General features: G+C 39.4%; 32 protein-coding genes. 12 read left to right on the forward strand and 20 right to left on the reverse strand.

What is annotated here, in order from left to right:
• Nucleotides 1-68 precede the first annotated feature (68 nt).
• Nucleotides 69-524, reverse strand: coding sequence for an IS200/IS605 family transposase (gene tnpA / locus JBW_RS19945; RefSeq protein WP_007959490.1), 456 nt, complete (start codon nt 522-524; stop codon nt 69-71).
• 184 nt (nt 525-708) lie between these two features.
• Nucleotides 709-1653, reverse strand: a complete 945-nt coding sequence (locus JBW_RS19950; protein ID WP_045820636.1) for a tripartite tricarboxylate transporter substrate binding protein — start codon at nt 1651-1653, stop codon at nt 709-711.
• A 407-nt stretch (nt 1654-2060) separates the two neighbouring features.
• Here JBW_RS19950 and JBW_RS26260 point away from each other — a divergent pair, with 407 nt between their 5' ends.
• Nucleotides 2061-2303 (forward strand): MerR family transcriptional regulator, encoded by a 243-nt coding sequence (locus JBW_RS26260; protein WP_007953209.1) that lies wholly within the window; start codon nt 2061-2063, stop codon nt 2301-2303.
• Here the strand turns inward: JBW_RS26260 and JBW_RS24225 are convergent.
• A complete protein-coding gene (locus JBW_RS24225; protein WP_007953211.1) occupies nt 2285-2380 on the reverse strand; it encodes a CDIF630_02480 family spore surface protein in 96 nt (31 codons plus the stop codon). The two genes, JBW_RS26260 and JBW_RS24225, sit on opposite strands and share 19 nt — an antisense overlap.
• Nucleotides 2381-2525: 145 nt before the next feature.
• Here JBW_RS24225 and JBW_RS19960 point away from each other — a divergent pair, with 145 nt between their 5' ends.
• Nucleotides 2526-3338: a DUF2935 domain-containing protein gene (locus JBW_RS19960; RefSeq protein WP_007953218.1), complete on the forward strand. Its 813-nt coding sequence runs from the start codon at nt 2526-2528 to the stop codon at nt 3336-3338.
• 234 nt (nt 3339-3572) lie between these two features.
• Complete coding sequence (locus JBW_RS19965) at nt 3573-4283, forward strand: manganese catalase family protein (RefSeq protein ID WP_007953219.1); 711 nt, start codon at nt 3573-3575, stop codon at nt 4281-4283.
• A gap of 93 nt (nt 4284-4376) precedes the next feature.
• Here JBW_RS19965 and JBW_RS19970 read toward each other — a convergent pair whose 3' ends face one another.
• Nucleotides 4377-5261, reverse strand: coding sequence for a DMT family transporter (locus tag JBW_RS19970; protein WP_007953221.1), 885 nt, complete (start codon nt 5259-5261; stop codon nt 4377-4379).
• A 71-nt stretch (nt 5262-5332) separates the two neighbouring features.
• Nucleotides 5333-6118 carry an AraC family transcriptional regulator gene (locus tag JBW_RS19975; protein ID WP_007953223.1) on the reverse strand — a complete coding sequence of 262 codons (786 nt, stop codon included), beginning with the start codon at nt 6116-6118 and terminating at the stop codon, nt 5333-5335.
• 462 nt (nt 6119-6580) lie between these two features.
• On the opposite strand from JBW_RS19975, the gene JBW_RS19980 reads away from it, so the two are divergent.
• Nucleotides 6581-7528 (forward strand): NAD(P)-dependent oxidoreductase, encoded by a 948-nt coding sequence (locus tag JBW_RS19980; RefSeq protein WP_007953225.1) that lies wholly within the window; start codon nt 6581-6583, stop codon nt 7526-7528.
• Between the two features lie 56 nt (nt 7529-7584).
• Here the strand turns inward: JBW_RS19980 and JBW_RS19985 are convergent, their stop codons facing one another.
• Nucleotides 7585-8466 carry a LysR family transcriptional regulator gene (locus JBW_RS19985; RefSeq protein ID WP_007953227.1) on the reverse strand — a complete coding sequence of 294 codons (882 nt, stop codon included), beginning with the start codon at nt 8464-8466 and terminating at the stop codon, nt 7585-7587.
• Between the two features lie 136 nt (nt 8467-8602).
• Here JBW_RS19985 and JBW_RS19990 point away from each other — a divergent pair, with 136 nt between their 5' ends.
• A complete protein-coding gene (locus tag JBW_RS19990; protein WP_007953229.1) occupies nt 8603-9463 on the forward strand; it encodes an EamA family transporter in 861 nt (286 codons plus the stop codon).
• A gap of 135 nt (nt 9464-9598) precedes the next feature.
• Nucleotides 9599-10003, forward strand: a complete 405-nt coding sequence (gene fosX, locus JBW_RS19995) for a FosX/FosE/FosI family fosfomycin resistance hydrolase (RefSeq protein WP_007953232.1) — start codon at nt 9599-9601, stop codon at nt 10001-10003.
• A gap of 110 nt (nt 10004-10113) precedes the next feature.
• On the opposite strand, the gene JBW_RS20000 is transcribed toward fosX, so the two are convergent.
• The 9 genes from JBW_RS20000 to JBW_RS20035 all read right to left on the reverse strand — a co-directional run bounded on the left by JBW_RS20000 (nt 10114) and on the right by JBW_RS20035 (nt 16815).
• Nucleotides 10114-10557, reverse strand: a complete 444-nt coding sequence (locus JBW_RS20000; RefSeq protein ID WP_007953233.1) for a GNAT family N-acetyltransferase — start codon at nt 10555-10557, stop codon at nt 10114-10116.
• 150 nt (nt 10558-10707) lie between these two features.
• Nucleotides 10708-12432, reverse strand: a complete 1725-nt coding sequence (locus JBW_RS20005) for an NADH-dependent [FeFe] hydrogenase, group A6 (protein WP_007953234.1) — start codon at nt 12430-12432, stop codon at nt 10708-10710.
• Between the two features lie 24 nt (nt 12433-12456).
• Complete coding sequence (gene nuoF, locus JBW_RS20010; protein WP_007953235.1) at nt 12457-14247, reverse strand: NADH-quinone oxidoreductase subunit NuoF; 1791 nt, start codon at nt 14245-14247, stop codon at nt 12457-12459.
• 26 nt (nt 14248-14273) lie between these two features.
• A complete protein-coding gene (locus JBW_RS20015) occupies nt 14274-14639 on the reverse strand; it encodes a (2Fe-2S) ferredoxin domain-containing protein (protein WP_007953236.1) in 366 nt (121 codons plus the stop codon).
• Nucleotides 14626-15213 (reverse strand): ATP-binding protein, encoded by a 588-nt coding sequence (locus JBW_RS20020; protein ID WP_235334064.1) that lies wholly within the window; start codon nt 15211-15213, stop codon nt 14626-14628. Before JBW_RS20020 ends, JBW_RS20015 begins: the two co-directional genes overlap by 14 nt.
• A 2-nt stretch (nt 15214-15215) precedes the next feature.
• The gene (nuoE, locus tag JBW_RS20025) at nt 15216-15710 is read right to left on the reverse strand and encodes an NADH-quinone oxidoreductase subunit NuoE (RefSeq protein ID WP_007953238.1); all 495 of its coding nucleotides are present in this window, start codon (nt 15708-15710) and stop codon (nt 15216-15218) included.
• A gap of 97 nt (nt 15711-15807) precedes the next feature.
• Entirely contained in the window at nt 15808-16050 is a 243-nt protein-coding gene (locus JBW_RS25855) for a hypothetical protein (RefSeq protein ID WP_235334065.1), read from the reverse strand.
• 152 nt (nt 16051-16202) lie between these two features.
• Complete coding sequence (locus JBW_RS25860; protein WP_235334067.1) at nt 16203-16475, reverse strand: PHP domain-containing protein; 273 nt, start codon at nt 16473-16475, stop codon at nt 16203-16205.
• Nucleotides 16456-16815, reverse strand: a complete 360-nt coding sequence (locus JBW_RS20035) for a hypothetical protein (RefSeq protein ID WP_007953241.1) — start codon at nt 16813-16815, stop codon at nt 16456-16458. Before JBW_RS20035 ends, JBW_RS25860 begins: the two co-directional genes overlap by 20 nt.
• Nucleotides 16816-17223: 408 nt before the next feature.
• Between JBW_RS20035 and JBW_RS20040 the strand changes: the two genes are divergently transcribed.
• Complete coding sequence (locus tag JBW_RS20040; RefSeq protein WP_007953247.1) at nt 17224-17847, forward strand: CBO0543 family protein; 624 nt, start codon at nt 17224-17226, stop codon at nt 17845-17847.
• A 74-nt stretch (nt 17848-17921) separates the two neighbouring features.
• Here the strand turns inward: JBW_RS20040 and JBW_RS20045 are convergent, their stop codons facing one another.
• Entirely contained in the window at nt 17922-18614 is a 693-nt protein-coding gene (locus JBW_RS20045) for an aspartate/glutamate racemase family protein (protein WP_007953248.1), read from the reverse strand.
• Between the two features lie 612 nt (nt 18615-19226).
• Here JBW_RS20045 and JBW_RS25455 point away from each other — a divergent pair.
• The 5 genes from JBW_RS25455 (at nt 19227) to JBW_RS20060 (ending at nt 21805) form a co-directional block, all read left to right on the forward strand.
• On the forward strand, nt 19227-19550 hold the full coding sequence (locus JBW_RS25455) for a DUF421 domain-containing protein (RefSeq protein ID WP_007953250.1): 324 nt from the start codon (nt 19227-19229) through the stop codon (nt 19548-19550).
• A 17-nt stretch (nt 19551-19567) separates the two neighbouring features.
• The gene (locus JBW_RS25460; protein ID WP_200897061.1) at nt 19568-19912 is read left to right on the forward strand and encodes a DUF421 domain-containing protein; all 345 of its coding nucleotides are present in this window, start codon (nt 19568-19570) and stop codon (nt 19910-19912) included.
• A gap of 252 nt (nt 19913-20164) precedes the next feature.
• Nucleotides 20165-20380 (forward strand): hypothetical protein, encoded by a 216-nt coding sequence (locus tag JBW_RS25465; RefSeq protein WP_007953252.1) that lies wholly within the window; start codon nt 20165-20167, stop codon nt 20378-20380.
• A gap of 17 nt (nt 20381-20397) precedes the next feature.
• Nucleotides 20398-21060: a class I SAM-dependent methyltransferase gene (locus JBW_RS20055; protein WP_007953253.1), complete on the forward strand. Its 663-nt coding sequence runs from the start codon at nt 20398-20400 to the stop codon at nt 21058-21060.
• Between the two features lie 184 nt (nt 21061-21244).
• Complete coding sequence (locus JBW_RS20060; RefSeq protein WP_007953254.1) at nt 21245-21805, forward strand: CBO0543 family protein; 561 nt, start codon at nt 21245-21247, stop codon at nt 21803-21805.
• An 84-nt stretch (nt 21806-21889) separates the two neighbouring features.
• On the opposite strand, the gene JBW_RS20065 is transcribed toward JBW_RS20060, so the two are convergent.
• The 4 genes from JBW_RS20065 to JBW_RS20080 form a co-directional block, all read right to left on the reverse strand.
• Nucleotides 21890-22159, reverse strand: coding sequence for a thioredoxin family protein (locus JBW_RS20065; protein ID WP_007953255.1), 270 nt, complete (start codon nt 22157-22159; stop codon nt 21890-21892).
• A gap of 102 nt (nt 22160-22261) precedes the next feature.
• Entirely contained in the window at nt 22262-23386 is a 1125-nt protein-coding gene (locus JBW_RS20070) for a radical SAM protein (RefSeq protein WP_007953257.1), read from the reverse strand.
• Between the two features lie 609 nt (nt 23387-23995).
• Nucleotides 23996-24322, reverse strand: a complete 327-nt coding sequence (locus JBW_RS20075; protein WP_007953259.1) for a putative quinol monooxygenase — start codon at nt 24320-24322, stop codon at nt 23996-23998.
• 241 nt (nt 24323-24563) lie between these two features.
• Complete coding sequence (locus JBW_RS20080) at nt 24564-26555, reverse strand: sigma-54-dependent Fis family transcriptional regulator (protein ID WP_007953261.1); 1992 nt, start codon at nt 26553-26555, stop codon at nt 24564-24566.
• Nucleotides 26556-26749: the final 194 nt, after the last annotated feature.

A 26749-nucleotide genomic window follows, 5' to 3' on the forward strand; every position in this document is an offset into this window, starting at 1 on the left:
CCCCTATAAGGGGATATGACTAGCCGGTATCTTAAGATACACGACGGTTTCGCCAGTTGCAAAAGCTGTTACTCGTCACCCTTAAAAGGGTCCTTATACTCTTTTATACTAATTTGATCCGCTATCATATCTTCTTGAATCTGATTTTTGATATATTCTTGTATCACTTTTTTATTGCGTCCCACCGTATCTACATAATATCCTCTACACCAAAAATGGCGATTGCCAAATTTATATTTTAAATTACTATGTCTCTCAAATAGCATTAGGCTACTCTTTCCTTTTAAAAATCCTATAAAACTTGATACACTTATCTTTGGCGGTATCGATAATAACATATGTATATGATCGATACACGCATTTGCTTCTATTATTTCTACTCCTTTCCATTTACATAGTTCTCTTAAGATCTTTCCTATTTCTACTTTCAAATTTCCGTAAATTTCTCGTCTTCTATACTTTGGAGAAAATACTACATGATATTTACAATTCCATTTTGTATGTGCTAAGCTATTATTGTCCATTGGACACGACCTCCCTTGGCTTTTTAGATTGGCTGACGAAACCACATCTATATTAGCACAATTAGGAGGTCTTTTTTTCACGTCTCACCGCTAAAGCTCTTCCCCTCTCACCAGCATAGCTGGTGGTTCTTTACAATAAAAAGGTACCGCCTCGCTCGAAAGCAAGACGGTACCTTTTTCTAAGTTATTTTTTTTGCTCCTTTATTCGCTCTAAAATACCAGTTTCTCGTACTGTTTTAGATAACGTTTGGTTATCGTACAGCCATTTTGTTTGGGATTCTTCGGGATTCAAATATTCAAATTGCAGTCCATTATTCTCTACATTTTTTTGGAATTCCGGCTCAGCAATGATAGCTTTTAAACCATTAGCTAGCTTATCTTTTACCTCAAGAGGCATTTCCTTAGGAGCTGCCACGCCTATCCAATAACTAAATACAATATCTTTCCCTAGCTCTTTAAATGTTGGCACATTCGCAAAAACAGGATCAGCTAACCGCTGTTCTCCAGTCACTGCCAACGCTCTTAGCGTGCCATTTTTCAGATGCTCTCTGACTATTGCCGTACTCGTAAAAATAGCCTGAACATGCCCCCCCAGTAAAGATCTCAACGATTCTGATCCGCCTTGAAAAGGAACAGGCTGAAGAGTAATGCCAGTCGATTGTGCGAACATTTCGCTAAGCAAATGCGGCAACGAACCTACACCACTGTTACCAAATTTAAATTGGCCTGGATGCTGGCGAGCATCCTTTACTAAATCGTCAACATTTTGCCAAGGCTGATTAGCTTGAACTACCATTATAAATGGTGACGACGAAACTTGTGCAAGCGGCTCTAATGCGGTGGGATAATTGTATTTAGTCAGGCTGTACATTGGATGTAATATGATTTCAACGCCGGTAATACCAATGGTATAGCCATCCGGTGTAGTCCCAGCCAGTTCATTCCAGGCTAAGGTTCCTGCTCCTCCAGGCTTGTTAACAACAATCAGTGGTTGGCCCAAATGCTGGATGGCTGTCTTTTCTAGTGCCCGAGCTATCAGATCCAGAGAACCCCCAGCGCTAAAAGGTACGATTATGGTAATGGGTTTCTCCGGATATTTGTTAGTTGTCGTTACCGCTTTAGGCTCCATAACGGTACAACCTCCTATTATTATTGAGATAAGTAACAAACATACTACCACTAAAATAAATGCTTTTTTCTGCAATATCGTTTTCCTCCTTTTATCATTCATCTGTTATAATCTTACTTTAAATACAATATACTCCATTTAATTCATTGTTTCTCCAATAAATGGAATAACCCTTTTTATTTAGTCAAAATAAATCTAAATATAGCTGATATTATATACTAAAATGTTTACGAAAAAACACAGAGACAGGGACTATGTTTTATTTAAACTATTTAGTATTCAGTTGGTAATAACATCATACGATACTCCTCACTATCAATATCCATTTCTAATAAGAACTATTGACATTAACGTACTATACTTATATTAAGCTAGCTAGTAATACTAAAATAATTGGAGGGTGCAAAGTGCTTTCTATAGGAGAATTCTCTAAGATATGCAGTGTTACAACAAGAACATTGCTACATTATGACGACATTGACTTGATAAACCCAAGCCACATAAACCAAGATACTGGTTATAGATTTTATGACGTGTCACAGGTTCGTCAAATGCTGCTAATTAATCGCTTAAAGAGCTATCATTTTTCTCTTGAAGAAATAGCTGAAATTATTTCAATTCATGATAAAAACTATATCTTTTCGATATGACCGCGCCAAGCCGCAGTATCATGCCTCTCAATGGGATTTGCTAGATTTTTTTCTTTTGAATGATTTTCAGCCATCATAAAGACCTCCTTTTACTTCTTCTTAGTATTTCTAAGTTTTAAATTTTATTATCTATATTCCTTAGATTAGCTATTAGAACAAAGAGAATACATAATTCATATACTATAAGTAAAATAACGCTATGGAAAAGAAGGAGACAGCCAAATGATGAATAACCCGAGCAGTCAAGCAATTTTGTTTGAGCATCTATTTTGGCTTCAAACTTTAGGAGATCACGGAAGATTTATTTTCAGCAACTTGTCCCCCAAGGAAAAAGACGAAATCAATAGAGCTTATAGTTTTATTACTATCTTTGATCAACTTCTGGATCAATCACGAAAAATTAAAGAGCCACATCAAATCGTGGAAATAACAAGTACCGCATTTCAGTGTGCCAAAGAACTAAGAGAATTTAAACTACACTTACTTTCAAGGCATCTAATAGACAAAAACGATTTTCACTTCCCCCCCACTTTCCTTAACCACATGGTGAATGAATTGGAAGAATATTTAAGAATTCTAGAATTTTTTCATTGTGAAAATTCGCTACCTTTCATGCATCCCCTACACCATGAACTCTTATGGGTAAAAGATGCACAAGGACATGCAAACGCTCTCCTATCTGGATTTGATGATACTGAAACGGAATTAAAGAAAAAAAGTAATGAATTTTTAAAACAATTTAGAGATTTGTATGATAAAGCCGTGGAACTTAATGGATATTTACGCACGGGACTAAAAGAATTCCCAGCTCTATGCCGATACAATTCTGAAGTAGAAATTAAGATTAATATGTTCCGAGAATTTTTATGTAAGTTACGACAATTATATACGACAAAGGAAGGACTTGGTACCATAGTGCCTCTAATACCAGATCACATGTTACGAGAAGAGTGTTATTTTCTAATTAAACTCTCGGAAGTATCCAATGTAAAAATGCCTGACTGTGATCCAACAAGACCAAGATTTGAAGGATAACTTAAAAATCTACTAGAGGGTTAAATACTTTCCTTTAGTAGATTTTTTTATTTCAGTATCTTTGCTTCCTAAGTATCCTGACAATATACCAATTTAATCATAAGCTTATACATAAAAAACTCTCTGTCTAGTAAGTTAGAAAAAAATCGTTTATTAATTAAGTGGAGTATATTAATACCATTAATACTGATACTAACATTGATAGATTATTGTAAATGACAGGAGATGGTATTAATGTTTAAACATGACAAACAGCTTCTAAAAGATGTTCGAGTAGAAAAAGCAAATCCTACTTATGCAGCCATGCTAACTGAGCAATTGGGTGGACCTCAAGGAGAAATGAAAGCTGCCATGCAGTATATGGCACAAAGTTTCCGCATTAAAGACGTAGCAATAAAAGATTTATTCATGGATATCGCTTCTGAGGAACTAAGTCATATGGAAATGGTAGCAACAACTATAAATTTATTGAACGGTCATGATTTAGATGCAGAAGGCACACAAGCAGGTCACATTCAAAGTCATGTTCTAACTGGACTAAATCCGCTGATGGCAAATGCCTCAGGCTACCTTTGGACGGCTGCCTATGTAAATGTCACAGGAGATTTGGCAGCAGATCTATTATCAAATATTGCAGCAGAGCAACGAGCCAAAGTTGTTTACGAATATCTTTATCGCCAAATTGAAGATCAACATGTCAGAAATACGATCGACTTTCTACTTAATCGTGAAGAAGCTCATAACACCTTATTCCGACAAGCATTCAATCAAATACAGGGAACAGGTTCCACTAAAGATTGGGGTGTGGATGAAAATGCACGTCTCTATTTTGATCTGTCTACCCCTGGAAAATATTTTGATATTAAGAATCCTCAGCCACCAGCTTTTCAGAATCCAGATCCTAATGCCAATCCTCCCAAACCTCCTAATCCTCTTATTCAATAATAATTTAAAAGTAACCAAGATGGCACTTGCCATCTTGGTTACTTTTAAATTATTTTCTTAATAAACTAACTTCAAACACTACCTGCCGTCCCCCTATCCCATCTGGGTAGAATCTTTTTCTTTAGATAATTCTCTATCCTTAAGCATTTCCCCAATATAGGTTGAACCCAATATCAAAATCCCGCCAATAATCTGCGGGAATTTTAATGTCTCTCCGACAAAAATCACACTGAATAGAATCCCAAATAAAGGCTCTAAATAACTGTAGGACACTATTTCAACAGATTTCATATGTGTATAGAGGGAAAAGAACATGCTATAGGCCACACCTGTATGTAATATACCCAATAGAATGGTATAAATAACTGCTATAGTATCCAAGTCTACAACCGTTAAAATATTTCCATCAATCAATACAAATGGCAGTAAAACAATCATCGCTGTAAATATTTGCACTAATGTAGCAGTTTGATTATCCACCCTGACTTTAATGCTGCGGTTAATAAGAATAATGGTTGCATAAAGCATCCCTGAAATAGCACTGAGTGCCATTCCCATGTACCCGTAACCTTCAAGTAAGTTATGACCTACAATCAGAAAGAGACCCAGAAACGAGACGAAAATCACTGCAATTTGAATCTTTGAGATAGTCTCTTTCAATACCAGTGGTGCAAATATCATTACATAAACCGGGCACATGTTGTAGATCATAACAGCAGATAAAATACTGGTATGCTTAAATCCATAGAACAAGGTTAACCAGCCAAAACCCAGTAGTACACCTGAAATAAGATAGGGTTTCAAAAGCGACAATTTCACCTTGTCTGCTTTTTTCATTTTCATTGCAACAAAAAGAACCGGCAATGCAATTAATGCCCTTAGAAAAGCTAAGCTTAAAGCGGACAATGGAATAGATCTTGTAAATACCCCCAAACTCCCCCATATAATCATAACAAGTACTAATTTAATTCTATTCATAGGCACACTCCTTATCTTTACTCAGCTTAGATTAGCTAAATAATAAGGAGCTGTATTGTATAAAATTGACACTATCCTTTTAATTGCTCTAAATATGTTACTGGCGTAATACCATACATTTTTTTAAATTCTCGAATTAAATGGGCTTGGTCATAAAAATTTAATCCCTCACAAATTTCAAACACGTCTACACCTTTACTTAATAACCTTTTTGCTTCAGCTACTCGATATTGTAGATGGTATGCAGCAGGTGTAGTGACATATAATTTCTTATAATTCCTTATTATTGTAAACTTATTTAGCCCTGTTATTTGCTGAAGTTTATCCAATGTTATAACGTCATTCACGTGATTTAATATATATTCATGGATCGTTTTTACAATATCTATTGTATTTGTAGCAGTAGTTTCCGAAATATCCTTTTCTCCAAGCTCTATCAATAATTCTATAAGTATATTTTCCAATGTGTCTGGAACCTTTTCCGTTAGTAGTTGTTCAATAAAGCCTATTAATTTCTGAACCTGATTACCTGTTAACTTTTTTGCTTGATTAAAACTTACTAAATCGCCATAGTAACTGGGATCAACAAATAACATAATGTATGCCCAGTGATTGATATCTTTCGGTGCACATCTGTGAGTCATCAATGGTGGAATAATGATACCATCACCTGTTCCATAAAGGATAGTCCTATCTTTCAATGTTAAATCAGTGGATCCTTCTATGATATACCCTAATGAAAGTTCATTATGGACATGAGACTTATATGCATGGGGGTTGTTTCTACATCTCTTGATTTCCACGCCTTCAATAATGCTTCTGCGAAATTCCATATGTCTGTCTTTCTCAATACTCATATAATCCTTGTCTGATATATTCAAAATTCAAACACTTACCTTTCATGTTCCCACAAACATACTGCCATTTGATAGAGTCATGATACTGATACGCAAAATTAGAGATTCGCGTAAAGGCTCGCCCCCCAAAAAGCAAGGGGTCGTTTTGTGTGTGGCTTATACTCTCACCTCTTAATATATAGAAAAAGTTAATATATATTACAAAATATTTAAACTTTACAGCATTATTCTATATATGTAAAATTATCATTAATAAAGCTAATCGTCAAATGATTATTTTCATTGGGCGGATTATATGACAGGATCGGCTATTTCCCGTTAGCTTTATGGATAATCGTCGTACAAAAAAATTCCTGCTATTTCTCTCGCAGTATATGACGGAGAAGATGCCGGGCTTGTAATTGCAAACATCAAACGGGTTTTCTTCGAAGCATGGTATAGAACATGAAAGGTGGTTTAGTAATGAAGATTCTCATAGTCGGCTATTTTACCGAGACCTCAAAATCAAATATTGCAAGACATTTTCCGGAAGACTGGGACATTGTAATTGTCCCGCCCGGAAAAGAAATGCTGCATCATATTGAAGATTGCCAGGTAATCATACCTGAACATATTAAAGTGGACCGCAGCCTGCTTTCTATAGCAAAAAAATTAAAATTGGTACAGACGGGTGCAGGATTTGATAATGTAGATATCGATGCCTGCACGCAGCACGGCATTTGGGTGGCCAATGCTGCAGGAGTGAATGCACAGGCAGTGGCCGAGCACGTAATGGCACTGATATTATCTTATTATAAAAACATACCGTTTCTTGATGCTTTCATGAAAAACAGGATGGATGTAAATCAATTGGACTATACAGGGAGTGAATTAAAGGGCAAAACGATTGGGATTATTGGCTTGGGCGCCATCGGTAAAAAAGTAGCTGAGTTTTGCAGGGTTTTTGATATGAATGTGCTGGCTTATGCTAGAAATGCCGTTGTACAGTCTGACGGTTTTGTGAAAATGACGGATTTCGATAATCTTGTAAGCGCATCGGACATAGTAAGTGTACATATACCCCTGAATCAGCAAACCAAACAGCTGATCAACAAAGCGGTATTCAAGAAAATGAAAAATACCGCACTGTTTATCAATACAGCCCGCGGCGGGATTGTGAATGAAAGAGACTTGATAGATGCATTAAAAAACAGGGACATTTCAGGCGCATGTCTGGATGTGTTTGAATCTGAACCGCTTCCAACTGACAGTGAACTACGGAATCTGGGTAATGTGATACTTACTCCTCATACGGCAGGCATGCCTGACGGTTTCAAATTCCATAAAAAAAGATATGATTTCTTTGTGAATAATATAAAACGTATAGAGAATGGTGAAGAGCCTGAAAGCAAGCTCAATCAGTTATTATAGTTTTGGTACAATAAAAATAAGAGCCCTTTAGGCAGATAATTGGGGGGGTGACAACCCTATACTCCAAATAGAGTTTGCAGATAATGGTCAAGAATGCAGAGAGTCTTGCTTAAAGCCGGGTAAGGAAATTTATGGGTGGCCTTATAGCATATTCTTTGCGGAACTGGTTCTGATAACTTCTGAAGAACAAACTGTCCACCCTGTACCATGTGTGCGCCCACAGAAACCGGGACTATAGTCCATTGCCTGACGTCCTTCATAAAAGTGGTGATAAGTCCTGCCGAATCTAGATGAATGCGGGAAGGGCAAAGCGGATCCCACCACTGATCATGCTTGAATTGAAATTCTTTATTCCAAATTATGAAGACTTCGTGTTGCGGTGCCAATTCTTTTATTTCAACGGTATCCCCTTCCTGACGTCCCGGTGCAGCAGGACGCAACAGCATCATTTCTTCAGCAAAAAACGGTTTAACCGTGACACACGGCGATACTATTTCTCGTACCACAAACGCCACATCCATCTCGCGTCGCTCAATACTATCAAATGCTTCCTGCGTATGCTGAGTCCGAATTTGCAGTCGTATCGGTGGATTATGCTGATTTAACATGCGATATAAAGGCGGCAAAACAAAATGACTTATACTTTCAGCAACACTAATTGCTAGACTTAACTGTGAGTCACTGGCCTGTAAGATTTGAGTTTCCCGCCAGAGAGCATCCCATCTTTCCGCAATGTAAAAAAAATTTTCCCCTTTTGGAGTCAGGCTGATTTTTGATGCCCCCTTTCTTCTCTCCACCAAGAGGCCACCCATTTCCTGCTCCAGGGTCTTTAACCGATAGCTTACTGTTGCTTGCGATAAATGCAAGAATTCCGCTGCCTTGCTTAAATTTTCGGTCTTTACGATAGCTAAAAATGCCTCAATCCCAGGAAAGTACATAAAAACACCTCTTAGATATATAGAAAAAATTAATATATATTGCAAAATATTTGAACTTTACAGCATTATTCTATATATGTAAAACTATCATTAATAAAGCTAATCGTCAAATGAATATTTCCATTGGAGGGATTATATGACAGGTTCAGCTATTGTTCTTATCCTGATTGCTGCCTTCGGTCATGCTACCTGGAATTATTTAGCCAAAAAAGCATGCGGTGGTACAGCCTTTATTTGGCTATTCGCCGCTCTTTCCACTGTACTTTATTTCCCGTTAGCTTTATGGATAATCGCCGTACAAAAGCCGATTATCGGATGGCATCAATTAGGGTTTATGCTAGGCAGCGCTATACTGCACTCTTTATATTATATCTTGTTGGACAAAGGCTATCGGATTGGTGATCTTTCGCTCATCTATCCTCTCGCTCGCGGTACGGGCCCTATGCTTTCGACTATTGCAGCCATTGTAGTTTTAGGCGAACATCCATCCGCAGTAGCGCTTGTCGGAACGGTATTGATTGGATTAGGGATTGTTGTAATCACGGGGAGTCCCTTTAAGTTGGCGGAACCTACCGCCCGCAAACCAATGATATTTGCTCTTCTCTGCGGCACTATGATTGCTGGATATACGCTCTCAGACAAATTGGCTGTCAGCACCTTCCTGATACCACCTTTACTTCTTGATTGGTCGGCAAACTTAGGACGAGTATTTCTCTTAACTCCATATGCGTTTAAAAATTGGGACAAAGTAAAAGACCAATGGGCCAGTCACAAAATCGAAGCTATTAGTGTAGCTATTTTATGCCCATTGGCGTATATTTTGGTTTTAACTGCTATGGTATTCAGTCCTGTAAGTTATATCGCACCAGCGAGAGAAATCAGCATTCTAATAGGCACTGCAATGGGGGCCAGACTGCTATCAGAAGGAAATATAAAGATTCGTGTCATCGGCGCAAGCGCGATGGTCATTGGGTTGGGAGCGTTGTCTATAGGATAGCTATGCAATGAATAATATTTTCTTAAAGGCGAACGAGGTTCTTACACTTGGCATGACGCACCATTAACAGAATGGATGAGGTGATACCGATCTTACAAAAGATGGTAAAACAACGAATTCATAGGAGGAGATAATATGATAGAAGGCATCAGTCACGTTACTTTTATTGTTAGAGACCTTGAGCTTGCGACTAAATTTTTCAAACAAATATTTGAAGCAGAAGAAGTTTACTCTAGCGGAGATACTACATTCTCGATATCGAGAGAGAAATTCTTCAAGATTGGCGAGCAATGGATCGCAATTATGGAAGGAGAGTCCCTTCCTACTCGTACATACAACCACATCGCATTTAAAATATCAGAAGCAGATTTTGAAACCTATGAATCACGTATTCGACGAATGGGTGTAGATTTTAAACCACCCCGGCCACGCGTGGAAGGCGAAGGCAGATCATTGTATTTTTATGACTTCGACAATCATTTGTTTGAAATACATACCGGAACACTTTTTCAGCGGTTAGAAAGATATAAAATGAAGTGACTAAAAAACACAGGGACAGGGACTATGTTTCATGATTGAAAACAACATCCCTGTCCCTGTATTTCCCCCCAGCACAAAATAAATTGTTGGGCTTTAATAATCTTCATATCTTATAATTCTTTCTTAAGATAAATCATATCCACAAGCTGCATACCGCATTCGAAAATAGGATGATCATAGTTGTCCGTAAAGAAATTCTTGACCCGGTGCGATTGTATAAACCCACAAGCCTTGTAAAATGAAATAGTGATAGGACTTTCACCAGTTCCAACAAACATAATTTGGTATTTTCCTTTATAATAGTCAGAAATATAGTTCAAAAGATGCTTACCGTAACCTTGCCCTTGATATTGGCTATAAGTGGCCATATTCTTTAATTCGCAAATGCCATTGGGTTCACACGTTACCACACAGACACTCTTTAAGTCACCATCATATAAAGCAAACATATCCCCGTAGTCTAAGTACCTATCAATCATGTCTTCTTGTTCATCTGCCAATAATAGTAAATCAAGAAATTGCTTCTTATGAATTTCAATCTTTTTAATTTCCATTTTAACCTCACCAGTAGTAATTTTCATGTTAAAAGGTCATCTCTGAGTATAACTATAAGCTTAGTATCAAATCCAGCCTCGCTCAAAATCATCTAATGTTTTTCCAGGCGCTACAATACGAGTCAGGTGGCGGATTGTAATGTTATTATTTTACACCCGTTTTTGCGGATGATAATGGGTATGCAACAGATGATGAGATTTTTCCCCTAGTGGTTCACCCAGCCAAGTATCATACAATTCTGTTACTGCCGGATTCTGATGGGACTTGCGCATAGTATTAGCAGTATCACACTGATAAATGGCATCTATTCTCTTTTGACGTAATTCTGTCGCCATGACGATAGGTTGACCAGCGCCACCGATACAGCCACCTGGACAAGCCATAATCTCAATAAAGTGATAATCAGCCTCACCTTTACGGACTTTTTCCATGAGGATTTTAGCATTACTTAAGGTATGGGCCACTGCCACTTTTATTGTTAAGTCACCAACTTGTACCTCAGCTTCTTTTATCCCTTCTAAACCACGCACTGTTTTAAAGTCGATGCATTCTAACTCTTTACCTGTCACGACTTCATAAACTGTTCGCAGGGCAGCCTCCATAACTCCGCCTGTCGCCCCAAAGATAACCCCAGCACCTGTACTGATACCCATCGGTGCATCATACTCTTCACTTGGTAATGCGTTAAAATTAAGGCCTTGTTCACGAATCATCATGGCCAGTTCACTGGTAGTTAATACATAATCAACATCCTGATAACCGCTTGATCTAAATTCTTCCCGCCCAGCTTCAGCCTTCTTGGCTGTACACGGCATAACAGCCACCGAAATAATATCCTTAGGATCAATCCCTGCTTTTTCTGCATAATAGGTTTTAACCAAGGCACCAAACATTTGCTGAGGTGATTTCGCAGTGGACAGATGTTCTAATAAATCAGGATACTTAAGTTCGGCGAAATTAACCCACCCTGGGCTACATGAGGTGATCATCGGCAATTTGCCACCATTCTTCAGGCGATCTAACAGTTCAAAACCTTCTTCCATAATCGTTAAATCAGCACTAAAATTGGTATCAAATACGCGATCGAACCCAAGTCTCCTGAGAGCTGCGACCATTTTACCAGTTACGATCGTACCTTGCGGTAAATCCAAGGCCTCACCAAGGGCTACCCGCACAGCTGGCGCGGTTTGGACAACCACATGTTTACTAGGATCACTTAGTTCACGCCATACAGCTTCGGTATCATCTTTGATTGTAATAGCACCTGTCGGGCATACAGCAGCGCACTGTCCACAGAAGGTACAAGCCACTTCATGCAATCCTTGATTGAAAGCAGGTACTACCGTAGTATTAAAACCACGATTCGCAAAGCTATATACATTCATACCCTGGCGATCACTGCAAACCCGCACACAACGACCACAGAGAATACATTTACTTTGATCACGTACCAGAGATGGATTTGATTCATCAAGGGGATAACTTTTTCGTTGACCCTCAAATCGCCCTTTACGAATCCCAAGATCGGCAGCTATCGTCTGTAGTTCACAATTTAAGTTACGCTGACAAGATAAGCAATCCTGGGGATGATTGGCAAGTAATAATTCTACAACTAATCTACGAGCCTCACGCACCCCCGCAGTTGTCGTGCGCACCACCATGCCTTCGTTGACGGGATATACACATGATGCGACCAAACTTCGGGCGCCTTCTACTTCTACCATACATACCCGGCATTTTCCTGCCGTCCTGAGTTCCGGATGATAACAGAGTGTGGGTATATTTATGCCTACAGTCTGCGCTGCTTCCAGCACAGTCGCGCTTTTAGCCACTTGCACCGGTTGTCCATCAATTGTTATATTAACCATTTCCATCGCATTCCCTCCCATTTGTCAAAATCATCCCTTAGTTATCGCTTTAAACGGACATTTAGCCATACAAGCGCCACATTTGATACATTTTTCTTGATCAATTATGTGCAACCCTTTCTTTTCACCACTTATGGCTACTACCGGACATTCTTTTGTGCATAAGCCACAACCTTTACACACTTCACTAATATTATATTGGGTCAATCCGGTACAAGCCCCTGCTGGACAACATTTTTCTTTTATATGAGCTTCATATTCATGACGGAAATATCGTAATGTGCTTAGCACTGGATTGGGTGCTGTTTGCCCGAGGCCGCAAAGTGCCGTAGTTTTAATATTTTTGGCCAGGACTTCTAACAGCTCAATATCCCCTTCTTTACCTTGGCCTTCCGTAATGCGAGTCAGAATTTCCAGCATACGTTTGGTACCTTCACGACAAGGCGTACATTTGCCACAAGATTCTGCTTGTGTAAAGCTTAAGAAAAATTTAGAGATATCCACCATGCACGTTGTTTCATCCATAACAACTAGGCCCCCTGAGCCCATCATGGCACCGACTTTAATTAATGAATCATAATCAACAGACATATCTAGCAGTTCCTCTGGCAGACAACCGCCAGACGGACCACCAATTTGCACGGCTTTAAACTTCTTACCCGCTGGAATACCGCCACCAATATCATAAATAATCTGACGCATGGTAATACCCATTGGTACTTCAGCCAGACCGGTATGATTAATACGGCCTGTCAGCGCAAATACCTTGGTGCCCTTACTATGCTCAGTACCAATTGACGCATACCAATCAGCACCCTTTGTAATAATTTGTGGCACATTGGCAAAGGTTTCTACATTATTAATATTAGTTGGTTTACCCCACAAACCAGAAACTGCCGGGAATGGAGGACGTGACCGCGGCACACCACGTTGTCCTTCTATGGAAGCCATCAGGGCGGTTTCTTCGCCACATACGAAAGCTCCTGCACCTTCTTTAATTTTTAAGTGGAAATTAAAACCTGAGCCAAAGATATTATCACCAATAAGACCTAATTCTTCAGCCTGCTTAATGGCAATTCTTAAGCGTTTAATGGCCAAAGGATATTCAGCCCGCACATAAAGATAACCTTCATCTGCACCAATTGCATAACCGCAGATCGCCATACCTTCCAGCACACGGTGAGGATCACCTTCTAGTAGGCTGCGATCCATAAATGCGCCTGGGTCTCCCTCGTCCGCATTACATATTACATATTTTTTCTCTCCAGGCGTTTTCCGAGCAAAGCCCCATTTTAGACCGCTAGGGAAACCGCCACCCCCACGGCCCCGGAGTCCAGATTTTTTAACTTCATCAATAACCTCATCAGGGTTCATTGTTGTCAGTGCTGTACCTAAGGCTTCATAACCGCCTATAGCAATGTAGTCATTAATCTCCTCAGGATCAATATGACCGCAATTCGCCAAAATGATACGCATTTGCTTCTTATAGAAATCAATATCTTTGTAATTTGGAATTCCCTCGTGAGAACCAATTTCTTTATATAACAAACGTTCAACAATACGACCTTTATACAAATGCTCTTCTACAATGTCAGCAACATCGGTCTCTTGCACATGAATGTAAAATACACCTTCAGGATAAACAATGACCAATGGTCCCATTTCACAAAAACCATGGCAACCAGTTTCCACAATCTTTACTTCTTTATCAAGACCTTTTTGCGTTAATTGTTCCCGGAGTGCGGCCTCAACTTTTTTAGAGCCTGATGATATACAACCAGTACCAGCACAAATTAGCACATGTGATCTGTAGTGTTCCATTTTCTACCTCCTATTACTCCCAAGAGTTATTCTGTAATTTTCCCGACAACAAGTTCCTTGACAATATGGCCCTGAATCACATGTTCAACGATAATTTTAGGAATATCTGTTGCTGTAACTCGGCCATAAGTAATACGAGGCTGACCTGGAAGCACAACATCAATCAGTACCTCTTTTTCACACACACCAATACAGCCAATTTGCCGTACCATCACATCTTCTAATCTACGTTTAGCAATCTCATCTAAAATCGCTGACATCACTTCTCTAGCACCTGCTGCGATGCCGCAAGTCCCCATGCCAACGATAATTTGTTTGCTGCTTTCCTGACGCACCCTGGTCTGAGTCTGAACTTGTTCGCGTAAACGTTTTAAATCCTCAATTGTTTTCATCTTGTACACCTCCATACAAATTCCGTGAATTGTATAAATTCATTACATTTTGAGTTAGGTACTCATGCAACCAAATAAGCACGTCTGGCTGGGTGAGCGAAATATTTCCCAAAATTTCAGTAAGTTCCTGGGTTACCATCGAAAAAACATTCTTTTCAACAGTATGGCTATAACTGAAATTAAGCTCTGGATGGGCAATTATAATTGACTTAACAGTTTCCACAATATTACCAAGTGGCGGGCGGTCCCAGTGACTATGCTTATATAAGGCTTCAACTACTGCACCAGAGCCTGGTGTCGAGACTATTGTCAAATACCCTGCGCAACGTTTGGTCGACATATCGATTAATGGTAAACCGAGGCCTACACGACGCGTAGTTCTGCTAGTAACAAATGGATCAATAACCTTCTGACAAGTATCATCGTCCATACCCTGACCGTTATCAATCACCCGAATCAGTAAAGTATCCATCTCCGACATATCTTCAACGATGTCTAACAGAACCTTATTCGCACCTGCCTCAATTGCATTTTGCACTAAATCAAGAATATGTAGCGATAATTCGCGCATCATGCTTACCTATACTTAGCAAGAATTTCTGGTATACTCTCTGGTGTGAGACGACCATAGGTATTATCATTAATCATCAATACTGGTGCCAAGCCACATGCACCAATACACGCTACTGTTTCTAATGTAAACAGTAAATCAGTTGTAGTACCACCTGCTTGAATTTTTAACTTATCCTCAATTTCTTGTAAAATCGTCTTTGCACCACGCACATGACAAGCAGTTCCCTGGCAGACGCGAATAATGTTTTTACCCCGGGGTTTAAGATGAAACTGCGAATAGAACGTAACAACACCATAAATTTCGCTTATGGGAATGTCCATTTTTTCTGCCATATTTTCAAGTACTTCTTTTGGCAAATAGCCATACGCTTTTTGCGCGTCTTGTAATACTGGAATCAATGACCCCTTTACTCCCTGATACTTCTTTAAAATTTCATCCAAATTGTTGAATTGGTTATTTTTGCCGCCACAGCAGCATGTCGATTGGTTGCTGTTCATTTTATTCCTCCTTATGAAAAGTTATCAATAATTGCTGACGACCAGGTTACTGTCTCACCACCTTTCGCAAATTTTTCCCCTTTAATGCCTGCTGTATTTAAGACAATGTTGGTTCATTTATATAAAATACCGTTCTAGGACCACTCAGAAAGTCGTTTATAGTATGAGCGTCAGATGATGTCACTATTGGCAAGTTACCAATTGCAGGAAAACGTTTTATGGCCTCACTAGGATTGGTCAGCCGCGAAACCGCTACTGCAGCAAGCCCCACATCAGGTGGAATAAAACTGAGCTGTGTTATTAAGCTGTTTGCAGGTCTACCACATGACTGGCAATACATATTCCGCCAATACAGTTAACTTTTTCACATACTTCTGCCAACATCTCAGGTTTTATTCCAAATTAACTCATCTTCCGCGTCCACGATCAACTGTGGGCCAAAACGTTTTTCGCATTTAATTGTCCAGACATATGCAATTTGACAAATTATTCTCACACTTTAAATTGGCGCATTTTTTCAAATAATACAATCATATGGACTTCTTCTTCTGTCTCAACTTCCATGCCTGGCAAAATTACAACATTTGTACCTTTTGCCGCCTCAAAGACTGCTACCACATTATCACAAGCATTATGATCAGTAATGGCCACAATATCAATACCATGCTTAGCCGCATGCCAAACAATACTCCTTGGCGTCATCTCTACCGCTGCGCACGGTGACAATACAGAATGCACATGGAGATCAGCCACAAACTGACGCATCTGCCCCACTAACACCCTTTCCGTACAATAAACCTGATACGGCAAAAACTGACAGGGTCGTAATGAGTAGCGGTATCCCTTCCGACTCAGCCTTACTAATCGTTTCCGTCTCAGGCTTCACATCACCAGCAACAACTATTGCAGACAAGCCCAGTAAGGATGCTATAGCCACAATATTTTGATGTCCCTGCATAGTAACCCAAACATTACCATTTTTCCCTTGACCCATAACATAACTTAATAAGTCAGAGGCATAACCGCCGCTAATCTCATTATCACATTTCCCAATACCAGCCACAACCTCAGCTTGCAGAAGATCTACCACTTCCTGTACAATCATGGCACCCACCCCTTATGTATATAATTATTATTTTACTAACTCTTCTAATTCTTTTTCTAATGTTGGCGGCATTTTTTTCGTCAAGTCAATCATCTCTTGGGCTAAATCCCGGACTCGCTCTCGGAGCTTAAACACACAATCAGTTTCTGAGGCTCCGTCCAAAATATTAGCCCCATATTTCTATCCTATTTACCATTAAAATACAAAACTCCTGCAAGGCTAGGCCGCTTTGCAGGAGTTTGTCGTATATATTGCTTTTTTGATCAGCTCTAACTATTGGTCTATTCTCTATGCTCATTGCATGGACAGGGGTTCGACACGGCGATTTTCTACAACAATTTTTAATTGAATTTATTAAATTAATTTGATTAAACTAATCATAATAATATGTAATATGGAGGTTAGGTCATGGATGCAAACTACATGCTATACCAGCTAAGGGCCGATATGTGGAATATATTACTTGCCCAATGGAAAATTGCCATAACCACCCCGAAGTATTGGGGCCTTGTAGCAACCATCATAATAGCTTATATTGTTTGGTATCGGCTTACGGATAAAACGCGGCTGGCTTATCTATTATTTTATGGTTCTCTAGTCACTGTTATGACGAGTCTTACTGATCTTTACGGAACAACAGCAGGACTATGGTATTACAAGGTTCGACTAGCACCATTCTTAACAAGTGTTTTCCTTCGAGACTGGACTTTAGTACCGCTCACCTACATGCTTGTACAACAATATAGTCCTAATTGGCGACAGTTCTTCATCTGGAATACTGTAGGAACATTCTTCCTCTCCGTGATCGTTGTACACATACTTTCTGTACTCGACATCATACAATTAATGAAATGGACCTACTTAATTGGTTTTATCACTTCGTATCTTACGGCAGCCCTCTCTCGCGCAGCCTTTCATTTGGTCATACAGGTTCAAAATGCAGCTCGTGAAGAAAAGGCTAGTCCTTTAGGAAATACCTTGATGCATCCGGCATTTAAGCCGTTAGACAAACAAGAAGACGATGATAAATAAAAACTCAAGGGGACGGGGTTATTGACACCAGCCTTGGTTGAATTGTCGACACCGCCTTTTCAAAAAGAAGTTAACTATCTCAATGAAAATTCAACTGCAGCTGTAGCATGTATTTGAGTCGTATCGAAAATTGGCACTATACTATCTTTTTGGCTAATTAATAGAGGAATTTCTGTGCACCCCAATACAATACCTTCTGCTCCAATGTTATGCATGTGCTCCATGATTTTTACAAACGCTTCACGCGACGATTCCAATATTTTACCCAATACCAATTCATGGTAAATAATAGAGTGAATCACTTCACGCTCATCTTGATCTGGTATAACCACCTCAATACCGTGTTTTTGGGCTAAACGTCCTTTATAAAAGTCTTGTTCCATAGTAAATTTTGTTCCTAGTAGAGCGACTTTACGCAATCCCCTTCTCTTCACTTCATCCGCAGCGGTATCTGCAATGTGCAATAAAGGAATGCCTACTTGACTTTCAACCGCATCTGCCATTTTATGCATCGTATTCGTACATATGACCATAAAATCTGCACCACCTTTTTTCAAGCGCATCCCCGCGTCAATCATTAATTCAGTAAGCTTATCCCAATCTCCTTGATGCTGCAGCTTTTCAAATTCCGCGAAATCAACGGAGTACATTATGCTTTTTGCTGAATGGGTACTCCCCACTTTATCTCTAACTAATTCGTTAATTATACGATAATATACAGCCGACGATTCCCAGCTTAATCCACCAATCAAACCAATAGTTTTCATACTTATCACTCCTCTTTAAATAATCTTAAAAATACTTCTATTTTCTCTTGATTTCTTAGAATTTCATATCTTTCAAATGAGCATTTCTTTTTTTGTCAACATATTGACCAGACTAGATAATACGAGTCAGGTGACGGTTCTTCGTCTCACTTTAGCGATTTGAATATTTATCATTATTTTATTTCCCATAAACATACAAAACTCCTGCAAGGCTAGGCTGCTTTGCAGGAGTTTTGGCGATACGTTCGACCCCTTAAGGTAGGGAGTGCTAGAGTATCGGTACCAGTACCAATATGAGATTTAAATTTCTAGTATACCAAATACCCTGACTTCAAATAATAACTGTAATACATATAACTGGAGGGAAATTGCATGACTGTACAACAAGATTTGCAAAAGGCGCTAGCTACGGCCAAATCCGCTCAAGGATCTTATGCTCAATTCGTCCGGTCAGACACATTGCTCAATTAAACAGTCGCCTTGGTACGGTTCAGGAAAACTATTCTAATCAAGATATACAACAGACTAGTTAAATAGCTACTATGTAAAGCCTTTACAACGAGTAAAGGCTCATAACATATAGAAAATGTTTGTCTATCGGAGGGTGACTGAATGGAATCAGTTATGGAAACGTCTTTACGAACCGTAATTGGCTTTGTCTTTTTATTGTCTCTTACTAGAATTTTAGGTAAGAAACAGCTCGGACAGCTGACCTACTTTACATATATAACTGGAATTGCAATGGGTAATATCGCCGGCGATATGGTCGTACATAAAGATGTTGCAATCGCAGATGGACTTGCTGGCCTCACCATCTGGGCAATTATGACCTTTGCGGTCGAATATGCCAGCCTTAAATCCCCTACGATACGAGTTGCATTAGACGGTGAGCCGACAATCATCATAAATCGGGGACAAATAATGCAAAAGAACTAGCCAGCCATCGACTCAATATGGATGATCTTAGTATGATGCTAAGAACAAATAATGTCTTTTCCATAAAGGATGTAGACTATGCTATTCTTGAGCCCAATGGGGAACTCAGCATATTGAAAAAGTCACAACTTGAGGGAATCACAAGAATGGATCTCAACATAACCCCATCTCCGCGGTTATATCTACCTACAGAACTCATTGTTGACGGCCAGTTGGTAACAAAAAATCTGAAAGAAATTAACCTCACTAAAGAATGGGTTTTGGAGGAGATTAACAAGGCGGGCTACCATTCATTTGCTGATATCTTCTTTGCGGAGTTGCAGAGCGATGGTACCCTATACCTTGAAGGAAAATCACAATAAATGCTAATTTTTATGAGTCAGGTGACGGTTTACGGTTCATGATTTGATAGCTATTTATTGATATTTTATATTTTTTAACAGATATCCGTTTATAACCACATTTATTGCCGAAAACAACGATTGACAAATAATATTTTATGTGATATAATGGAATATTATCAACTTGACAAACATATGTCAAGTTGATATGCTTTTTTTAGAACGATAATCCGTCAAAACTTTCAGGATATGGTTCTAAAGGAGGATATTCAAATGCAAGAAAATCAATTCAGTCTTACGGCAATAATGTGCGCCTATCTTCGTGCCTATCACGCCAAATATGATGAACCCAAAATTTTTGATGACTTTTTAGCCGATCAAATTATTCCCGACGAAAATCGCTTACTTATAGAAGAAGGGCTAACCAAACACCTTCAGCTAAAAGCCCCCGAATCGCCGCATCACTTCCCGATCAAGCGACTGCATTAAAGTTAGTAGCACGAGCAATGAACAGTCGCTCTAACCTTCTAAGCCGTTCACGATATACCGAGGAAACTCTCGAAGCGGCTATCAAACAAGGTACACAACAGTATGTAATACTCGGAGCAGGATTGGATACATTCGCATTTCGACGTTCGGATATATTAGTAAACCTTCAAGTCTTCGAGATCGACCATCCGAATACGCAAAACTTTAAAACACAACGTATTAAGGAATTAGGTTGGGCAGTTCCAACACAACTCAACTTTATTCCAATGGATTTTACGCAAGAGAGCTTGGCTGCAGCACTAAAAAAATCATCCTATAACCCTCAGGTTAAAAGCTTCTTTAGTTGGCTTGGTGTCACTATGTACTTGACCCGTGAGGAAGTATTCGCAACTTTGCGCACTATTGCCACTATCGCGCCTACTGGCAGTAGGATTGTTTTTGATTATTTTGATATCGATATATTCGACGCACAAAAAACCGATACACAAATACAAGAAGAGCTGGCGCAAGTGCAGGCGGCGGGTGAGCCAATGAAAACCGGCTTTGATCCATCAATGCTAGCCTCAGATCTCGCCAACTTGGGACTTCACCTTCATGAGAATTTGAATCAAGCAGAGATCCAAAGACGTTACTTGCAAGGACGCAAATATGCCCATATTGCACAAGCAGTAGTCAAATAACATTATAAGTAATCGCGGGGACGGCAGACCAATGTCATAAAGCTATAGTGATCCCCCAGGTTCAACCGTACCTGGTAACACCACTAGCCGCTTATCACGATTTTGGAAAATATATATTGGGATTTGGGGAAAGATAAAAGAAACGAGGTTAAATAATTATTTATCCTAAGGAGTGGATCGTTGCTTGGATAATCGGGAAATCGCAAATCGAGTCCTTGAATTAACCCTAGAAATCACCCGTCTTGATATCTATGAATGGCGATACCTCGACCTGTTTACCTGGCAGTGGTGGCTGCTGCTAACAATACTAATCCTACCCTGGATTGTTTTTATAAAAATGGTTGATAAAAAGCATTTACCCGAAACGCTGCTATTTGGCTCATGGGTAATGATTATTTCTGAAACATTTGATCATATCGGATACGAACTCGGCATGTGGACCTATCTAGTCGAGATTTTCCCACTCTTCCCGCGATTTGAAGAGGTGAATTTTTCAGTCCTACCAGTTACATACATGCTTATCTATCAAACTTATAAAGATTGGAAACAATATCTAATAGCAATAGCAATTGCTGCAGGTACATTCACCTGGATTGGTGAGCCCATACTTATATGGCTGGAACTCTACGTCCCTTTAAAATGGGTTCCTGCTTACGGATTTCCAATCTACGTAGCCATCGGACTGATTACCAAATGGGGAACTCAAAAGATTTATAGCCTCGCTAAAACTGAGGTTAAACAATAACCAAGAATCCGCGAATTCACGGGTTTTTCATCTGCGACACCCCTATTTTTAAGAGTCAGCAAGAGCGGTATTAGAGGTTGTCAGTTAAATATCTGTTTTACTAGCTTCATCAAACACTTTACGTACAATGTCTTTAGTAGTGCCACCTTCAAAAGCTTTATGATTTCCTACATAGTAAGTTGGAACATAATAGTAATCGTATTGCTTTGCAATTGCAGGCGTCTTCTCTTCATCAATGATTTCTACATTAATGTCTTTATATTCCGGTTTCTCTCGCCTTACTTCATCAATCCAATTAATTGCTCTTTTACAATGAGGGCACCAATCCGTTACAAGTACAGTAATATCTTTCATAAATCTACCACCTTTCTTATAAATTGCATTCTGTAAGACTGTTGTCAATTATATTAGAGTGGTTAAAAGAAGCAATACAACACTCATAATTGACAAGACTCTCTACAAAATCATCTCTCCTGGTTTATAGCCGTCGGGCAATTCTTCTTCACTTAAAAATTTGAAATTGTCATCACGCAGTATTGGTAAAAATGCTTCGTATGGAATCCTGGAAAACTCACCGGCATAATTACTGGCTCCGAACCACTTACCCTCTTTGCTGCTCAAATTTAAATCTCTAGCAAATTTTGTATAGTTTGAGCAATCATGTACTACTAAATTCCACTTATCTTCATCGGCTATTTTCATGAATTTCATAGTTAATTCCCTACTCCAAATTGGAGATATATAGCCATGTCTGGAAATATACATATTTTCCCCATAATAATTGCCTATGTTATTCTCATTTAAATGTAATTCTGCACAATTGATAAAATCGAGTTTTGTCTCTAAGATTGCTTGCTTTTTCTTAAAAAAAGCTTCGAAAAACTCAGGAGTCATTGGAGTTTCAATACCTACATTTTTAATATATTTTTTCGCTATTCCAATATTTTCAATAACTTTGTCTGAACATCTGGCAGCACCCAAGTTGAAACGTATCTCGTTAAGACCGGCTTCACCTAATGCTTTCAATGTCTCTTCCGTAGCTAAAGTACCATTTGTATATAGATGTTGATAAATTTGAGCATCACTAAATTTCTTTATTACCGAATAGTATTTTTCAATTTCCATGAATGGCTCCAAATAAACGTAGGAAATGCCAGTGGGTTTCTGGTGGATGGAAAGAAGTAAATCAATATCCTTCTCATAAAATTTTGTTCCTCCAATTTCCCACATACCTTCGCCAACTGGAGGAATATCTTCTAGTTCTCCATAATTATAACAGAACTTACACTCTATGTTACATTTGTTCGTTTTCCTAATTGCACTGAGTCCAGTGCCTAACAAACAAGAACGACAGCCTTTTGAGAATTTACTTTCATTCCCCACAAAAAAAGTTCTATTCTCCAAAGTTTTTAAACTTCTAATTTCAGACATTAACGTATCATTTCTATGATCGATCGCTGCCTCAAGTTGCGCAAAGGTAGCGTAAATGATTTCTTGTTGTTTTATCATAAGTTCCTCTTCCTCTGGCAATATTGAAAAAAATTCAAACCATATCAATGCATCTTTTTTTGAAATTTTCATAATGTATCCTCCTCTAATTAATCCGTTAGTGTAAAATTTTTAACACTGTTTTTTAGATTTTCTCTTTATATATCAAGGGTTGCATTGTTTTTTATACAAAAAAAACCAATGCAACCCTTTTTTGGTATAATTGAGTTCACTTATAACACAAAACTATCTAAAAGGAGAGTGTCATTGTTGAAACCCAATTATATCATTTTTATTCTTATATAATCAATATTTATTAAAACAGATAGATCAGCTACTTTTAGAATTCTTCAATGAAACCAATATATATAATCGTCCACCTCCTTTGCGTTATTGTGGACATACTCTAGTCAGCATTTTGTCGATGTGACAACTGGGCCAGCTATTGATTTAGCATACCCACCAATTCTGTGGTGAAACGAGCGTGGTTCTTGGGATTTTTGTCCAGTATATCTACAAGAAGTTGAGTTGCTTCCTGAATCAATAGGGAAAATCTCCGGGGTCAGGCTTGACTTGTTAAAATAATTGACTTATTACTATTACAAAATTAAGTCAATTTCCAACAAGTCAAGTCTGACCCCAAAAATATCTGATGGTAGACCATATTCAACGCCAAATCACTTGTTCTACTATCGGGCAGGATTACAGGGCTGATCGTCCGATACGTTTAAGGATGCTAGTCCTAGGCGCATCCCGCAACATTGCAGTAGCCTCTTTTAGCCCGGATTTTGCAGCACTCATATGAGCATGAAAGGCTTCTACATTTTCCCACTCTTGGGTTGAGTAAAAAGTCCCGGGGTCATTGCTGTCTTCAAAGATTTCATAGCTCAAGAGCCCAGGCTTTTCCGTTGTCGCTATCGTTGTCGTAAAAACCTTTCGTGCAACCTCTTCTTCGCCATCTTTAGCATGAATTTCAATGAATACTGTTACACTGTTGGGGTATTTGTTACTGTCGTTTGTTGTATCCATACAATCCTCCTCTTTTTCTGACTTGACTTACTTATATGAAATATTATCTCACTGGGAATACGTCAAAATTCAAAAACTGTCGACATACTACTTGTCGCTAGATAAATCTTCATAATTATTTGCAAATCTCATGAGACGCGGATCGAGTAGCCGGGGCTTCACAGCCCCAAGTCCGGGTAGAAGGACTACGCAAACCCTTAGGACTTGCGTTTTAAGCATGGTCACATCATAAGGACATTTTTCAGGATTGCATTTTACGGTACAGAGTTTTGCGGGCAATTTCTAGTTCCCGGGCTGCCGCACTGACATTACCACCGTGTTTTGACAACATGGCAAAAATATGCTGTTGTTCAGTTTCTTTCATTAGCTGTCGCTGCTGCTTGCGAATGGCAGTAACATCCAAAGTCTGAGAAGGCAAAGGTGCCGGATGATGAGCTGCTTTTGGGGACATATAGATCTCCGAGGGAAGATCAGACAAAGTAATTATTTCCGTCTCGGTCAAGCTTATAGCCCGTTCAACTATATTTTGCAATTCACGCACATTTCCTGGCCAATCATACTGCTGCAAGAACTGAATAAATTCAGGTCCAACAACGAAATTCCGTCCCCGGTCCCGGCCAAGTTTCTCTAAAAAATAGGTAAACAATAACAGGATGTCTTTAGACCGATTGCGCAGCGGTGGCAGAGTTATTGAAATAACATTCAGCCGATAATAAAGGTCCTGACGGAATGCTCCATTTTCCACCTGGTGTAATAAATTTTTGTTGGTTGCACAGATGAACCGCACATTTACAGGAATCACCTTGGTGCTGCCAATGCGCGTCAATTTCTTTTCCTCCAGTACTCTCAGTAACGCTACTTGTTGCTCGAACGGCATGTCACCAATCTCGTCGAGAAACAGGGTGCCGCCGGAGGCTAGTTCGAATTTTCCCGGTTTTCCTCCAGATTTGGCCCCAGTGAAGGCACCATCGGCATAGCCAAAGAGTTCGCTGCCGATTAGTTCCCGCGGGATGACGCCACAATTTACCGCCACAAAGGGGCCATTTTGCTGTTCACTGCGATTATGGATGGCTTGAGCAAAAATCTCTTTGCCCGTGCCGCTTTCACCTTGCAGAAGAATATTGAACGAGGTGGTAGCTGCAAGAGAAGCCACACGTTTTGTTTCTAGTATTTCGGTACTTTCGCCGATAATATTGTCAAATTGCAAGGTTGCATTATAGCCGCTTAAGCGACTAATCAGATTTTGGATTTGCTTAATCGGGCGCAAAATGATTACCCCGCCGATAACCTTTCCCTGTTCATCAGTTAAGGGCTCGCCCGATGTAAAACAATGCAGCGTGCCTTTCTTGGTGTCTACTATTAGTTCGACATCTTCATAACGCTCCTTATGATACAGCATTCTTCGTGCCAATGCTGCTTTGCTGCCAAATAGCCGTTCAATGGGCATCCCTAATGCGTCTTGAGCTGCGCCACTCAGAATTTCTTTTGCAACTGGGTTTATCTGATTGATAATGCCTTGGTCATCAACCATTAGTACGCCGTCCGAGATGGTATTGAATATGTTGGTCAAACGGTTATTTGAAAAAGCCAGTTCCCTGTTTTTTAGTCGAACGTCAATCTGGGCCATAATCGCTTCGGCGGCCGAAACGGCCATTCCTAGGGTGTGTAAGTGGGTCATATGCGAAGCGCCGGAAATATCTAATATGCCAATTATCTGTCGGCGGTTATCGAAAATAGGAGCTGCCGAACACGTTAATCCGTGATGTTTCCGGCAGTAATGCTCGGCACCTGAAATCTGGATAGGTGACTGAATTGCAGCTACAGTTCCAATTGCATTAGTGCCAGCTTCAGCTTCCTGCCAGGATGCACCTCGGAAAAAATTATTGGTCAAAGGGTTATTCAAGGTATTGGCATCACCAAGCAGTTCCATAATACAGCCATGTTCATTGGCCAAAACAACAACAAACCCTGAACCGCGGACAAATTCATATAGGTTGGCCATAAAAGGTTTGGCAATGATGATCAAGTCCTCTTTTTCGGCCAATAACTTATTCAGTACTGCGTCGTCCAACTGGTGATGGAGTGCATCATTATAAGGATTGACGTTGTTTTTTCGGCATCGAATCCAAGATTCGTTAACCTGTGGGCGTAGCTTAACACCACTGTTTTTCCCATCGATAAAATTCTTCCAGGCAGGAAGAACCGCGTCCTTGTAGTTGTTAGCTGGAGACATAGCAGATTCACCCCCTGTGATATTTATAAGAATATGTTTCGCTGAATTTATATTTATACCTGCATGAATTTTCAGAAATCATATGTAACAATAGTGTTTCTTTAATGTATACATGATGTAACCATGGCGACGAAAATGTTACATATTTCACATATAATCAAGACCGTAAAAGAGTGCCGCAGTGCGCAAAATCC

Source organism: Pelosinus fermentans JBW45, assembly GCF_000271665.2.
Lineage (GTDB): Bacteria > Bacillota > Negativicutes > DSM-13327 > DSM-13327 > Pelosinus > Pelosinus baikalensis.